Here is a 13047-nt window from a genome sequence, read left to right on the forward strand (position 1 = left end):
CCGATGTCCACGAATAACGGCATCCCGATGCCCCGCGCGCTCGACCGCGCCATCGAAGGCGAACTGCGCCGCATCATCGACACGAAGACGAAGCCGCCCGGCAGTCTCGGGCGGCTCGAAGACATCGCGCTGCAAATGGGCCTGATTCAACGCACGGCGAAGCCGCGCATCGAGCGTCCCGCGATGATCGTCTTCGCGGGCGATCACGGCATCGCGAAAGAGGGCGTGAGCTCGTATCCGCAGGAAGTGACCGCGCAGATGGTCGCGAATTTTCTGGCGGGCGGCGCTGCGATCAACGCGCTGTCGCGCTCGGTCGGCATGACGCTCGAAGTCGTCGATGCGGGCGTCGCGACGCCGATTCCCATCGATCATGGATACGAGCGTCTGTCGCTCGGGCTCGGCACGCGCAACTTCGCGCACGAACGCGCGATGTCGCGCGAGACCGCGCTCGAAGGCATCACGCGCGGCGCGGCGCGCGTGCGGCATCACGCGTCGCTCGGCACGAACGTGATCGGCTTCGGCGAAATGGGCATCGCGAATACGTCGGCGGCGGCATGTCTGATGAGCCGTCTGTGCGATCTGCTGATCGACGAATGCGTCGGGCGCGGCACCGGTCTCGACGAGCGAGGACTCGCGCACAAGCGCGAGGTGCTGTCTAAAGCGCTCGCGCTGCATCGCGATGAAGGCGATGCGATCGACACGCTCGCGACCTTCGGCGGCTTCGAAATCGCGATGATGACGGGCGCGTATCTCGCCGCCGCGTGCGCGGGCATGACGATACTCGTCGATGGTTTCATCGCGACTTCCGCGTTGCTGGTTGCATCGAAGATCGCGCCTGACGTGCTCGACTATTGCGTGTTCGCGCATGCATCGAACGAGACGGGGCATCGCCGGATGCTCGCGCATTTCGGTGCCGCGCCGCTGCTGCAACTCGAGTTGCGTCTGGGCGAAGGCACGGGCGCGGCGCTCGCGTTGCCGATCCTGCGCGCGGCCGTCGCGTTCGTCGACGAAATGGCGAGCTTCGAGTCGGCGGGCGTCTCGAATAAAGCCGACTGAGATGCGCCCGCTCGACGAACTGCGCTATTTCTTCACCGCGCTCGGCTATTTCACGCGCGTGCCGGTGCCGCGCTGGGTCGGCTTCGAGCGCGACTATCTGAACGCGGCGGCGCGCTATTTTCCGCTCGTCGGCGCGATGGTCGGCGGCGTCGCGGCGCTGGTGTATCTCGCGGCGTTGCGCGTGTTTCCGGCGGGCATCGCGGTGCTGCTTTCGATGGCCGCGACGCTCGTCTTGACCGGCGCGTTTCACGAAGACGGACTCGCCGATTGCGTCGATGCCTTCGGCGGCGCATACACGCGCGAGGACGCGTTACGCATCATGCACGACTCGCGCATCGGCGCGTTCGGCGCGATTGCGTTGATGATCGCTCTCGCGCTGAAATGGCAGACGCTCGCCGCATTGCCGCCGCAACGCGTCGCGTGGACGATGATCGCCGCGCACGCCGCGAGCCGCGCGTTCGCAATCAGCTATCTCGTCACGCTCGATTACGTGCGCGCCGAAGGCAAGGCGAAGCCGGTCGCGCAGCGCATGAGCGTGTCGTCGTTCGCGCTGGCGCTCGCGTTCGGCCTGCCGTGGCTCTTCGTGACCGACTGGAAGCTCGCGTGCGTGACGATCGTCGCGCTGATCGTTCTGCGCTTGTTCATCGGACGGTACTTCGTGCGGCGCATTGGCGGTTACACGGGCGATTGCCTCGGTTTCGCGCAGCAAGTGTTCGAGATCGCGATCTATCTCATAGGGCTCGCATGGATCTCGTCCTGATCCGGCATCCGGAAGTCGCCGTCGATGCGGGCGTTTGCTACGGGCAAACCGATGTGCCTTTGCAGCGCGATGCGCGCGAATCGGCGAGCGCGTTGACGGCGCGCATGAAGGCGCTGAACGTGCCCCCATGCGTCGATGGATGGCACGCGAGTCCGCTCGTGCGTTGCGCTTCGATCGCGCGTGCGCTGGGCGGCGACGTTCATCCCGACGCACGTCTGGCCGAGATGCACTTCGGCGCGTGGGAAGGGCGCGCGTGGGACGCGATCGATCGCGCGCTGATCGATGCATGGGCCGACGATATCGCCCATGCGCGTCCGCACGGCGGCGAGAGTCTCGCGCAGTTCGCGCATCGCGTGATCGCGTGGTTCGATGCGACGTGTGTCGATGAACGGGCCGTGCATGTCGTCGCGCATGCGGGCGTCGTGCGCGTGCTTGCTGCGCATCTGCTCGGCGTCGCGCGTGAATCGGCGTTGCAATGGCCGCTCGATTTCGGCGGGATCGCGTGGTTCAGGCGCGTGCGCGGGCAGTGGCTGCTTGTGCGGTGGAACGCCTGACTACTTCGTCCTCCGCTCGCGCGCGATTTCCAAATCGCGGCACAGCTCATCCGCGCCCAGCGCAAGCCGCGGCGTCGGCCGATTGATGAGATCGCCGTCGATGCCGAAAAGATTGCCGCGCGCCACCGCCGTCATCGATGTCCAGCGCCGCCATCTTTCGAGCGCGGGCAACGGGCGATCCGGCTTCGTCGCGCCAGGCGTCGCCGTGACGATCGCTTCCGGATTCGCCGCGAGCACGGCTTCGGTCGATATCGTCGGCACGCGCGGTTTCTCAGCTGCGAACACGTTCGCGCCGCCGCACAAGCCGATCACTTCGTCGAAAACGTTGTCGCGATTGAGCGTCATCAACGGATCGTCCCACACCTCATAGAACACGCTCACGCGCGGCCGTTCCGCGTAACGCGCACGCAATCGCGCAATCTCGCGCGTGAAGGCATCGGACGCGGCGCGTGCCTCATTCTGCGTGCCGAGCAGCGCGCCGAGCTTGCCGATGCTCGCCGCGATATCGTCGAGATGCTTCGGCTCGCTGAAATAGATCGGCACGCCGAGCGCCTGCAGCCGATCCATCTGACGCGCCGCATTTCCATGCCGCCACACGACGATCAGATCCGGATGCAACGCGACGATGCGCTCGAGATCGAGCGCCTTGTTGTCGCCGACGCGGGCAATCGCCTGCGCCTCTTTCGGATAATCGCTATACGTCACCGCGCCGACGACGCGCGCGCCGCCGCCCGCCGCGAACAGCAACTCGGTGACATGCGGCGCGAGACTGACGACACGTTCGGCGGGCTTCGCGAGCGTGACGGACGCGCCGCTGTCATCGACGACGGTGATCGCATGCGCTTGCGTCACCGCGAAGCCGATCAGCAGGGCAATCGCACGGCGCAACCTCACGCGCAAATCTCCCGCAGCGCGAGCGACAGGCGCGCCCAGTCGCCTTCCGCGCCTGGCAATCCGATGCGCAGGCTCGGCGTCATGCCGGGCAGATCGAAAAGACGCGTCCAGATGCCGCGCAACGCGAGCGCGTGTTGCAGTTCGGGCGCTTTCGGCGTCGCTGTCCACGCGAAAAGCGGCGTCGCGCGCACGTCGAAACCGTAGATCGCGATCGATGCGGCAAGGCGCGCGCCATCGCGATGCAGACGCTCGCGCATTTCGCGCTGCCACGCGATATCGGCGAAAGCGGCGGCGACCGCATGTCGCGCCGGGCCGCTCACGGTCCATGCGCCGAGCGCGTCGCGCAACGCGTCGGCGAGCGCGGGCGCGGCCAGCACGAAACCCGCGCGAATGCCCGCGAGCCCGAAAAACTTGCCGACCGAGCGCAGCACGACGAGCCCGTCGTGCGCCGTCTCGCTCGCCAGCGACGATGCGGGATCGGTATCGGCGAACGCTTCATCGACGATCAGCGTGCCGCCGCGCGAGGCGAGCTGTTCGTGCCAGGAAAGCAGCGTGTCGCGCGCGACGCGCTCGGCCGTCGGATTGTTCGGATTGGCGACGATGACGTGATCGAACGTATCGGGCAAATCGTGCTTCGTGATGTCGAGCGTGGCGATCGCGTGGCCCGCGCGTGCGAACGCGGGCGCGTATTCGCCGTACGTGAGCGGCGCGACGGCCGCCGTGCCGCGGCGCAAAAGCGCGGGCAACGCGCGTATCGCCGCCTGCGATCCCGCCACCGGCAACGCGAGCGGCGCGCCGTAGTAGCGCGCGGCGTCTTCGGCGAGGCCGTCGTCGTCTTCGGGCAGGCGCCGCCACGCATCGGGCGCGACGGGCGGCACCGGATAGCCGTGCGGATTGATGCCGGTCGACAGATCGAGCCAGTCATCGAGAGATATCGCGTAGCGGCGCGCGGCCTCGCGCAGATTGCCGCCGTGCCGGATGGATTGCGTCATGTCAGTCAGCCACTCGTCGTTACGCTCAGAACCGCGATCATCAATAGCACCGCGAGCCACATCAATGTCGCGCGCTCGACGAGCCGCAACGCCGCGACGACATGCTTCGCCGTCGCCGGATGGCCCGCGCCGAGCGTCGGACGCGTTTCGAGCACGCCGTGATACACCGCCGCGCCGCCGATCAGCACGTTGAGACTGCCGGCGCCCGAGGCCATCACCGGCCCCGCGTTCGGGCTGTCCCACGAGCGCGCCTGCGTGCGCCAGCAGTGCCACGCCATGTGGGTGTCGCCGGCGAGCGCGTAGGTCGCGGCCGTGAGGCGCGCGGGGATGAAGTTGAGCACATCGTCGAAGCGCGCGGCCGCCCAGCCGAAACGCAGAAAGCGCGGCGTGCGATAACCCCACATCGCGTCGAGCGTGTTGGCGAGGCGGAACATCAGCGCGCCGGGGCCGCCCGCGACCGCGAACCAGAAGAGCGCGCCGAAGATCGCATCGTTGCCGTTTTCCAGCGCCGATTCGACCGCAGCGCGCGAGAGCGCGTTTTCATCGGCTTGGGATGTATCGCGCGACACGATGCGCGACGTCAGCACGCGCGCGTGATCGATATCGCCGAAACTCAACGCGCGAGCGATCGGCGCGATGTGCTGGCGCAGGCTTTTCGCGCCGAGGGCGAACCAGAGCAGCAGAACATGCACGAGACACGCATACGCCAACGGCAGCGCGCCGACCAGAAACCACGCGATGCCGACCGGCGGCGCGACCAGCGCGAACCACGCGAGGATGCCCGCCGGCCGCGCGCGAAAGCCGGTGTTCACGCGCGTTTCGAGCTTCGTCGCGAGATTGCCGAAGCCGACGAGCGGATGCCGCGCGCGCGGCTCGCCGAAGATGCGATCGACGATCACGCCGAGCACGGCGAGAAGCGCCATTGCGTAGGCGGAAAGAAGGAGCATCGCGCTAACCCTTGAGCGCGAGCGGAAGGCCCGCGACCATCAGCGTCGCGCGTGTGCTCGCGGCCGCGACGCGTTGATTCAGCCGGCCGAGTTCATCGACATAAAGACGCGTGACGGAGCCGAGCGGCACGACGCCCAGCCCGATTTCGTTGCTCACGACGATCACTTTGCCTTTCGTCTGCCCGAGCGCCGCGTCGAATTGCGCGAAGGCATCGCGGGCGCTGTCGGGCAGAACGGCGATTTCGTCGCTCATCGCTTCTTTCGAGAAAAGCAGATTCGCGAGCCACAGCGTCAGGCAGTCGATCAGCACGCAATGTCCCGCGCGATCCGCTTCGCGCAACGCGCCCGCGAGATCGAGCGGCGCTTCGACGAGCGCCCAGTGTGCGGGCCGGCGCCCGCGATGCAGCTTCACGCGTTCGGCGAACTCCGCGTCGCCGACGCGCGCAGTCGCGATATACGTCACGGGCAGGCCGCTTTCGGCGGCGAGCCGTTCGGCGTGCGCGCTCTTGCCGGAGCGTGCGCCGCCGAGGATGAAAGTGAGGTCGGGGGTCATCGCGATATTGTACTGACGGGCTAAGATAGCGCGTCGCTCTTCATGGGAATCCTCCGATGCCATTCACGCCACGCGGCACGCTGATGATTCAGGGCACGACGTCCGATGCCGGCAAAAGCACGCTCGTCGCCGGATTGTGCCGCCTCGCCCGGCGCGGCGGGGTGCGCGTCGCGCCGTTCAAGCCGCAGAACATGGCGCTCAATAGCGCAGTGACCGTCGATGGCGGCGAGATCGGCCGCGCGCAGGCGCTTCAGGCGATCGCGGCGGGCGTCGATGCGCGCATCGACTTCAATCCGGTCCTGCTCAAGCCGACGAGCGATCGCGGCGCGCAGGTCATCATCCACGGTCACGCGCACGCGAACCTCGACGCGCGCGCGTATCACGCGTACAAGCGCATCGCGTTCGACGCCGTGCTCGCGTCGTACGAGCGCTTGCAGAAGGACTTCGACGCGGTGATCGTCGAAGGCGCGGGCAGTCCCGCCGAAATCAATCTGCGCGACGGCGATATCGCCAACATGGGCTTCGCGGAGCGCGTCGATTGCCCGGTCGTGCTCGTCGCCGATATCGATCGCGGCGGCGTGTTCGCGCATCTCGTCGGCACGCTCGCGTGTTTGTCGGAGAGCGAAAGGGCGCGCGTTCGCGGCTTCGTCATCAACCGGTTTCGCGGGGATATCGGCTTGTTGAAGCCGGGGCTCGACTGGCTGGAAGCGCAGACGGGCAAGCCGGTGTTCGGCGTGCTGCCGTATCTGCACGGCCTGACGCTCGACGCCGAGGACATGCTGCCGAGCCAGCCGCACACGCGGGGCGATGCACCCGCGCTGAAGGTGATCGTGCCGGCGCTGCCGCGCATCAGCAATCACACGGATTTCGATGCGCTGCGGGCGCATCGTCAGATCGACTTCAGCTATGTGCGCGCGGGCGTTGCGCCGCCGCCCGCCGATCTGATCGTGCTGCCCGGTTCGAAGAGCGTGCAGCGCGATCTCGCATGGCTGCGCGAAAACGGCTGGGATCGCGCGATCGAACGGCATCTGCGATACGGCGGCAAGGTGCTCGGCATATGCGGCGGCATGCAGATGCTCGGACGCGAGATCGACGATCCCGATGGCGTCGAAGGCGCGGCGGGGTGCGTGGGCGGGCTCGGGCTGCTCGATCTCTCGACCGTGCTAACGCCGCAGAAGCAACTGGAGAATGTCACCGGACGGTTGACCATCGGCGATGCCAAAGCGCCCGTGCGCGGCTATGAAATCCACATGGGCCGCACGCGCGGACCGGCGCTCGCGCGGCCGCTGGTCGCGCTGGACGGCGGGCGTGTCGACGGCGCGGTATCGGATGACGGCCAGATCGCCGCGACGTATCTGCACGGCGTTTTCGATACGCCCGAAGCCTGCGCCGCGCTGCTCGCATGGGCGGGCGTAAAAGACGCCGAGCTGCTCGATTATCCGGCGCTGCGCGAGGCGTCGCTGGATCGCCTCGCCGATTCGTTCGCGCAGTCGCTCGATCTGGACGCGCTACAAGCTGCCTTCGGTCAATAAAGAATCATCTGCGTGCAACGGAACATGGCGATCAGCTTGCCGTCGCCGTTCGTGACCGTCGCGTCCCACACCTGTGTGCTGCGCCCGAGGTGCACGGCCGTCGCCTTCGCGACGATCCTGCCTTCGCGCGCCGTCGAAACGTGGTTGCTCTTCAGTTCGAGCGTCGTGAAGTTCTGCGCCTTCTCCGGCAGATGCGCGATGCACGCGTAGCCGCAACACGTATCCGCGAGGCCGACGACCGTCGCCGCATGCAGAAAGCCATTCGGCGCGAGCAATTCCGGGCGGATCGTGAGTTCGCCGCTCAACTGGCCCTGATCGAGCGAGATCAGTTGCACGCCAAGCAGCTCGGGCAGGCGGCCTTTCTGGCGATTGCGAAGAAAATCGAGCGTGACATCGGGGCGAAGGGGCGTCATGAGCGTTCGGTCGGTTGAAATGGAGGAAGGCGTACGGCCGTTCGGGAGAGATGCCGGCCGCGCGAGTTTTGCCGATAATATCAACGCTCGAAATCATGCACCTGTTCTAGTCAAGACGAAATCCTGCGCGGCGCGGAAACACTGCGCGAGCGCGCCCAACAAAATCCAGGACACTTCATGACCGTGATCGTGGTGGCAAATCCTAAAGGCGGCGTCGGCAAAAGCACGCTCGCAACCAATCTGGCCGGCTATTTCGCGGCGCAAGGCGAATGGGTCGCGCTCGCGGATCTCGACAAGCAGCGCTCGTCGCACGCGTGGCTTTCGCTGCGCGTCGATATGCTGCCGAAGATCGAGGAATGGGCCGTCGACGTCGATTCTCCCGCGAAGCCGCCCAAAGGTCTGGAGAAAGCCGTCGTCGATACGCCCGCCGGCGTGCACGGCAACCGCCTGTCGCTCGCGCTGGATCTCGCCGATAAAGTGATCGTGCCGCTCCAGCCGTCGATGTTCGATATCCTCGCGACGCAGGACTTTCTCACGCGGCTATCGAAGGAGAAGGCGGTGAGGAAGGGCGCGATTCAGGTCGGCGTGGTCGGCATGCGCGTCGATGCACGCACGCGCTCGGCCGAACAGTTGCATCGTTTCGTCGAAGGACTCGATTTGCCGGTGCTCGGCTTCTTGCGCGATACGCAGAACTACGTGCAGCTCGCCGCGCACGGCCTCACGATCTGGGACGTGGCCAAAAGCCGCGTCGAAAAGGATCTGGAGCAGTGGGAGCCGATCATCGACTGGGTGTCGAAGAAATGAAAAAAGCCGGCGTCCGTTGAGGAACGCCGGCTTCGTCGGACGAAAACCGCCCGGAAATCAGGTCCAGTTCTGCGTCGGGACGTGATCGCGGCTGCCCTTGATGCGATTGTCCTCGTCGACGAACACGAGGTTCGGCTTCCAGCCCGCCTTGATCTCTTCCTCGTCGACTTGCGCGAACGCCGCGATGATGACGAGATCGCCGAGTTGCGCGCGGCGCGCCGCCGAGCCGTTCAGCGAAATCATGCCGCTGCCGCGCTCGCCCTTGATCGCGTACGTGGTCAGGCGCTCGCCGTTGTTCACGTTCCAGATGTCGATCTGCTCGTTTTCCATCAGGTTCGCGGCGTCGAGCAGGTCTTCGTCGATCGCGCACGAGCCTTCGTAATGCAATTCGCAATGCGTGACCGTCGCGCGGTGAATCTTCGATTTCAACAAGGTGCGCTGCATGATGCTTCCTTCCTTCAGATTTCCAGATTGTCGATGAGACGCGTCGCGCCGAGCTTGGCCGCCGCGACCACGACGAGCGGCGCGTCGCTTTCGTCGGCGCCCGGCGCGATCAGGTTCGAGCGTTTGCGCACGCTGATGTAGTCCGGCTTCCAGCCGCGGTCGGCGAGCGCGTTCATCGCGTCGCGTTCGAGTGCGGCGATATCGCGATTGCCCGACAGCACGGCTTCGCGCACGCGCTGCAACGCGGCGGCGAGCTGCGGCGCTTCGGCGCGCTCGTCGGCGGACAGGAAGCGGTTGCGCGACGACAGCGCGAGGCCGTCTTCATCGCGCACGGTTTCCGCCGCGACGATTTCCGTCGGCAGCGCGAACTGATGGCACATGGCGCGCACGATCATCAACTGTTGATAATCCTTCTTGCCGAACACCGCGACGCGCGGCTGCACGCACGACATCAGTTTCATGACGACGGTGCACACGCCCGTGAAAAAGCCGGGGCGGAATTCGCCTTCGAGAATGTCGCCGAGATTGTGCGGCGGATGCACGCGATACTCCTGCGGCTCCGGATACATGTCCGTCTCGGTCGGCGCGAACAGCACGTAGACGTTCTCTTTCTGCAGCTTTTCGATGTCGTCCTGCAGCGTGCGCGGATATTTGTCGAAATCTTCGTTCGGGCCGAACTGCAGACGATTCACGAAAATGCTCGCGACCACGGGATCGCCGTGCTGGCGCGCGAGACGCATCAGGGAGAGATGGCCTTCGTGGAGGTTGCCCATCGTCGGGACAAAGGCGGTTCGGTTCTGGCCGCGCAACTGGTCGCGCAGTTCGTGGATGGAGCTGATGACTTTCATCGAGCGGGTGTCTCCTGTCGAGCGGCCGGTGCGCCGCCACGCGGAAAAAGATAAGAAAGACTAGGCAGGAGAATACGCGAGCCGCACGTAGATCGGCGCGTAGGGTTCGGCCTGCGTGATTTCGATCAGCGATTCGCGCGACAGCTCCAGCATCGCGATGAAGTTCACGACGACTACCGGCACGCCGCGCGTGGTGTCGAAGAGTTCCGTGAACTCCATGAAGCGCGCGTTCTGCAGACGCCGCAGGATCACGCTCATGTGCTCGCGCACCGAAAGCTCTTCGCGCGTGATCTTGTGATGCTGCACGAGCTTCGCGCGCTTGATGACGTCGGCCCACGCGGCGCGCAGGTCGTTCATGTCGACGTCGGGGAAGCGCTGCTCGGCGGACTGCTCGATGTAAATGTCCGCGCGCAGGAAGTCGCGGCCGAGTTGCGGCAACTGGTCGAGCTTCTGCGCGGCGAGTTTCATCTGCTCGTATTCGAGCAGACGCCGCACGAGTTCCGCGCGCGGATCTTCGGCTTCTTCGCCGGTGTCGGCCTTCTTGACCGGCAGCAGCATGCGCGACTTGATCTCGATCAGCATCGCGGCCATCAGCAGATATTCCGACGCCAGCTCGAGATTCGATTCGCGAATCTGATCGACGTAGCCGAGATATTGCGCGGTGACATCCGCCATCGGGATGTCGAGCACGTTGAAGTTCTGCTTGCGGATGAGATAGAGCAGCAGGTCGAGCGGGCCTTCGAAGGCTTCGAGAAAGATCTCGAGCGCGTCGGGCGGGATGTACAGGTCGGTCGGCAGCTTCCAGAGCGGCTCGCCGTACAGGTGCGCGATCGCGACGCCGTCGATGGTGTCGGGCGTCGAATCGGTTGCGGGCGTGGCGAGCGCCACGGCACGGTCTTCCCGGGCTTCGTCGCGCTTTGCCTCAGACGGCGAATGCGCGGACGATTGCGGCTCGCGGCCTGCTGCGCTCACGTTCAGAAGTTCTGGTAATAGACGTAGGGCGTCTGGTTCACGCGCGATTGCTGCTGCGTGGTGCGCTCGTCGAGGTCGATCGGCTGCTTGTCCCACAGTAGCGCGCGGCCGCGGCGCTGTTCTTCTTCCAGCGAGGGCTTCTGCTCTTTCAACTGATTGATGAACTGGGTGATATCCGACTGATACATGATCCGGCTTCCGTTGAGGTCGAGGCGTGAGCCTGTGATTTTGCCTGTGCGCGCAATTTTACCGCAAGCGCGCGGCAGTTTCGTCGCCCGGAAGGCGCACGCGCGTGCAGCTTTCGCGGAACCCACGCGGCGCGCAGCCGTCCAACGGCGCACGTCCGGCGCGAGATGGCCGCTTTTGCGGCGTGCGTCCATGCCGATGTGGTGAAATAGCGCCTGCGTCCGATTGCGTCGGCTGCAAGTTTTACCTCGAATCCCACTTTTTCCCGATGCCGGAGGTCACGTTTGGCGGGGCGTTCGTTTGATCCGCTGCGCGCGTGGCGCGTAAGGCCGCGCGGCATGAGCCGCTGGCCGGCCCTGATTGTGGCGCTCGTCGCGTTCGGCTTCGCTGCGCCCGCTTGCGCCAAGTACGACGTCGACATCGACGCGCCGCGCAGCATCAAGAAGCTGCTGAAGGAGAACCTCGATCTCTCCCGTTTCGCCAAGCGCGACGACGTCAGCGACGACCAGTTCCAGTTCCTCGTCACCGCGACGCCGAAGGACGTGCGCGATCTCGTCGCGACGGAAGGCTATTTCACGCCCATCGTGCGTACGGACGTCACGACCGTCGACGACAAGCGCAACGTCAAGGTGAGCGTCGATCCCGGCCCGCGCACGATGGTCGCCTCGGTGCAACTCAATTTCACGGGCGCGGTGACGACCGAAGATCGCGCGCAGGAGAACGCGGCGCGTTTCGCTTTTTCGGTCAGCGAAGGCGATCCTTTCACGCAAAGCGGCTGGGACGACGCTAAAAACGCCGCGCTGCGGGCCCTGCAATCGAAACGCTATCTCGGCGCGAAGATCGTGCGTTCGCAGGCGCGCATCAATCCGCGCGCGCATCTGGCCGATCTCTCCGTGACGTTCGACAGCGGCCCGACCTTCACGCTCGGCAAGCTCGAGGTGAGCGGCCCGAAGCGCTATCCCGCGTGGATCATCGACCATGTGAATCCGATCCGCGAAGGCGAGGTCTACGACATCGCGCGCCTGAACGAGTTGCAGCGCCAGATCCAGAACACGCCGTATTACGCGAGCGTCGCGATCGATGCGGACAGCGACGTGAACAAGCCGGTCGACACACCGCTGCATGTGAAGGTGAGCGAGTATCCGTACAACAGCATCCGCTACGGCGTGGGTTACGCGACGGACACGGGTTTCCACATTCAGGGCGCCTACAGCTATCTCAATACGTTTGGCGCGGCGTACCCGTTCACGATTTCCGGGCGGCTCGACCAGACGCAGCAATACGGCCGCGTGCAACTCGCGATGCCGCCCGATTCGTCCGGCTGGGTCAACGCCGTGTTCGGCTCGTACACGATCACCGACGTCTCGAGCACGAAGATCTATAGCGGGCGCGTCGGCGTGCAGCGTTCGCGCTCGCGTCAGAACATCGACACGACGTATTCGCTGACCTTCTACGACGACCGCCTGACGCAGAACGAGCCGAATCCGTCGACGGCGCGTGCGCTCGTGCCCGCGTGGAGCTGGGTGCGCCGCGACGTCGACGATCCGCTGTTTCCGCGCCGCGGCAACATCATCCGCGCGGAGGCGGGTTTCGCCGTCAAGGGCGTGATGGCCGATCAGACTTTCGCGCGCCTGTACACCAACGCGCTGCAATACGTGCCGCTCGGCAAGAACGATCTGCTCGTGTTTCGCGCGGAGTTTGGCGGCGTGTTCACGAGCGGGCCGTCGAGCGGCGTGCCGGCTTCGCTGCTGTTCCGCGCGGGCGGCGCGAATTCGGTGCGCGGCTATAGCTATCTGAGCATCGGCAACAATGTGGCCGGCTCGATCCTGCCGACCAAATACATGGTGACGGCCAGCAGCGAATATCAGCACTGGTTCACGCACGACTGGGGCGGCGCGGTGTTCTTCGACATCGGCACCGCGACCGACAACTGGAGCGAGCGCGTGTTCGATCCGGGCGTGGGCGTCGGCGCGCGCTGGCGCAGTCCCGTCGGCCCGGTCAACGTCGACCTGGCGTATGGGCTGAAGAACAAGAGCATCAAACCGTATCTGACGCTCGGCATCGCGTTCTGATGCGTGAGAACGATGAAGGA

The 13047-nt window shown here is 65.6% G+C and carries 15 protein-coding genes; 6 read left to right on the forward strand and 9 right to left on the reverse strand.

Features of this window, described 5'->3' with window-relative positions; all coding sequences use genetic code 11:
- The first annotated feature begins 3 nt into the window (after positions 1 to 3).
- From cobT to QCE49_RS02925, 3 genes are read left to right on the forward strand one after another with little or no spacing between them, the layout of a single operon-like run.
- Complete coding sequence (cobT, locus tag QCE49_RS02915; RefSeq protein ID WP_250458216.1) at positions 4 to 1056, forward strand: nicotinate-nucleotide--dimethylbenzimidazole phosphoribosyltransferase; 1053 nt, start codon at positions 4 to 6, stop codon at positions 1054 to 1056.
- Between the two features lies 1 nt (position 1057).
- Entirely contained in the window at positions 1058 to 1816 is a 759-nt protein-coding gene (locus QCE49_RS02920; protein ID WP_244807765.1) for an adenosylcobinamide-GDP ribazoletransferase, read from the forward strand.
- On the forward strand, positions 1801 to 2370 hold the full coding sequence (locus QCE49_RS02925; RefSeq protein WP_008351088.1) for a histidine phosphatase family protein: 570 nt from the start codon (positions 1801 to 1803) through the stop codon (positions 2368 to 2370). The genes QCE49_RS02920 and QCE49_RS02925 overlap by 16 nt, the downstream gene beginning before the upstream one ends.
- Here the strand turns inward: QCE49_RS02925 and QCE49_RS02930 are convergent, their stop codons facing one another.
- The 4 genes from QCE49_RS02930 to cobU are packed head-to-tail and all read right to left on the reverse strand — an operon-like array spanning position 2371 to position 5756.
- Entirely contained in the window at positions 2371 to 3264 is an 894-nt protein-coding gene (locus tag QCE49_RS02930; RefSeq protein WP_250458217.1) for a cobalamin-binding protein, read from the reverse strand. It abuts the gene before it with no gap.
- Positions 3261 to 4256: a threonine-phosphate decarboxylase CobD gene (gene cobD, locus QCE49_RS02935; protein ID WP_250458218.1), complete on the reverse strand. Its 996-nt coding sequence runs from the start codon at positions 4254 to 4256 to the stop codon at positions 3261 to 3263. Before cobD ends, QCE49_RS02930 begins: the two co-directional genes overlap by 4 nt.
- A 5-nt stretch (positions 4257 to 4261) precedes the next feature.
- Positions 4262 to 5203, reverse strand: coding sequence for an adenosylcobinamide-phosphate synthase CbiB (gene cbiB / locus QCE49_RS02940; protein ID WP_250458219.1), 942 nt, complete (start codon positions 5201 to 5203; stop codon positions 4262 to 4264).
- A 4-nt stretch (positions 5204 to 5207) separates the two neighbouring features.
- Complete coding sequence (gene cobU / locus QCE49_RS02945) at positions 5208 to 5756, reverse strand: bifunctional adenosylcobinamide kinase/adenosylcobinamide-phosphate guanylyltransferase (protein ID WP_250458220.1); 549 nt, start codon at positions 5754 to 5756, stop codon at positions 5208 to 5210.
- Positions 5757 to 5812: 56 nt separating this feature from the next.
- Between cobU and QCE49_RS02950 the strand changes: the two genes are divergently transcribed.
- Entirely contained in the window at positions 5813 to 7288 is a 1476-nt protein-coding gene (locus QCE49_RS02950) for a cobyric acid synthase (protein ID WP_244807771.1), read from the forward strand.
- Here the strand turns inward: QCE49_RS02950 and QCE49_RS02955 are convergent.
- Positions 7282 to 7701, reverse strand: coding sequence for a PaaI family thioesterase (locus tag QCE49_RS02955; protein WP_034472911.1), 420 nt, complete (start codon positions 7699 to 7701; stop codon positions 7282 to 7284). The two genes, QCE49_RS02950 and QCE49_RS02955, sit on opposite strands and share 7 nt — an antisense overlap.
- A gap of 177 nt (positions 7702 to 7878) precedes the next feature.
- Between QCE49_RS02955 and QCE49_RS02960 the strand changes: the two genes are divergently transcribed.
- Positions 7879 to 8505 carry a ParA family protein gene (locus QCE49_RS02960; RefSeq protein WP_008351074.1) on the forward strand — a complete coding sequence of 209 codons (627 nt, stop codon included), beginning with the start codon at positions 7879 to 7881 and terminating at the stop codon, positions 8503 to 8505.
- Between the two features lie 57 nt (positions 8506 to 8562).
- Here QCE49_RS02960 and panD read toward each other — a convergent pair whose 3' ends face one another.
- From panD to QCE49_RS02980, 4 genes are all read right to left on the reverse strand, one after another.
- Complete coding sequence (gene panD, locus QCE49_RS02965) at positions 8563 to 8949, reverse strand: aspartate 1-decarboxylase (RefSeq protein ID WP_008351073.1); 387 nt, start codon at positions 8947 to 8949, stop codon at positions 8563 to 8565.
- Positions 8950 to 8963: 14 nt separating this feature from the next.
- The gene (gene panC / locus QCE49_RS02970) at positions 8964 to 9797 is read right to left on the reverse strand and encodes a pantoate--beta-alanine ligase (RefSeq protein WP_175982788.1); all 834 of its coding nucleotides are present in this window, start codon (positions 9795 to 9797) and stop codon (positions 8964 to 8966) included.
- Positions 9798 to 9857: 60 nt separating this feature from the next.
- Positions 9858 to 10685 carry a ScpA family protein gene (locus QCE49_RS02975; protein ID WP_034472990.1) on the reverse strand — a complete coding sequence of 276 codons (828 nt, stop codon included), beginning with the start codon at positions 10683 to 10685 and terminating at the stop codon, positions 9858 to 9860.
- An 86-nt stretch (positions 10686 to 10771) separates the two neighbouring features.
- On the reverse strand, positions 10772 to 10960 hold the full coding sequence (locus QCE49_RS02980) for a DUF3460 family protein (protein ID WP_174447747.1): 189 nt from the start codon (positions 10958 to 10960) through the stop codon (positions 10772 to 10774).
- 333 nt (positions 10961 to 11293) lie between these two features.
- On the opposite strand from QCE49_RS02980, the gene QCE49_RS02985 reads away from it, so the two are divergent.
- Entirely contained in the window at positions 11294 to 13027 is a 1734-nt protein-coding gene (locus QCE49_RS02985) for an autotransporter assembly complex family protein (protein ID WP_239295371.1), read from the forward strand.
- Positions 13028 to 13047: the final 20 nt, after the last annotated feature.

This window comes from Caballeronia sp. LZ008 (assembly GCF_031451435.1).
GTDB classification, from domain to species: Bacteria; Pseudomonadota; Gammaproteobacteria; order Burkholderiales; family Burkholderiaceae; genus Caballeronia; species Caballeronia zhejiangensis.

Coding starts and splice junctions, on each gene's coding strand:
- cobT (WP_250458216.1), top strand. CDS start 4: ATGTCCACGAATAACGGCATCCCGATGCCCCGCGCGCTCGACCGCGCC.
- QCE49_RS02920 (WP_244807765.1), top strand. CDS start 1,058: ATGCGCCCGCTCGACGAACTGCGCTATTTCTTCACCGCGCTCGGCTAT.
- QCE49_RS02925 (WP_008351088.1), top strand. CDS start 1,801: ATGGATCTCGTCCTGATCCGGCATCCGGAAGTCGCCGTCGATGCGGGC.
- cobD (WP_250458218.1), bottom strand. CDS start 4,256: ATGACGCAATCCATCCGGCACGGCGGCAATCTGCGCGAGGCCGCGCGC.
- cbiB (WP_250458219.1), bottom strand. CDS start 5,203: ATGCTCCTTCTTTCCGCCTACGCAATGGCGCTTCTCGCCGTGCTCGGC.
- cobU (WP_250458220.1), bottom strand. CDS start 5,756: ATGACCCCCGACCTCACTTTCATCCTCGGCGGCGCACGCTCCGGCAAG.
- QCE49_RS02950 (WP_244807771.1), top strand. CDS start 5,813: ATGCCATTCACGCCACGCGGCACGCTGATGATTCAGGGCACGACGTCC.
- QCE49_RS02955 (WP_034472911.1), bottom strand. CDS start 7,701: ATGACGCCCCTTCGCCCCGATGTCACGCTCGATTTTCTTCGCAATCGC.
- QCE49_RS02960 (WP_008351074.1), top strand. CDS start 7,879: ATGACCGTGATCGTGGTGGCAAATCCTAAAGGCGGCGTCGGCAAAAGC.
- panD (WP_008351073.1), bottom strand. CDS start 8,949: ATGCAGCGCACCTTGTTGAAATCGAAGATTCACCGCGCGACGGTCACG.
- panC (WP_175982788.1), bottom strand. CDS start 9,797: ATGAAAGTCATCAGCTCCATCCACGAACTGCGCGACCAGTTGCGCGGC.
- QCE49_RS02985 (WP_239295371.1), top strand. CDS start 11,294: ATGAGCCGCTGGCCGGCCCTGATTGTGGCGCTCGTCGCGTTCGGCTTC.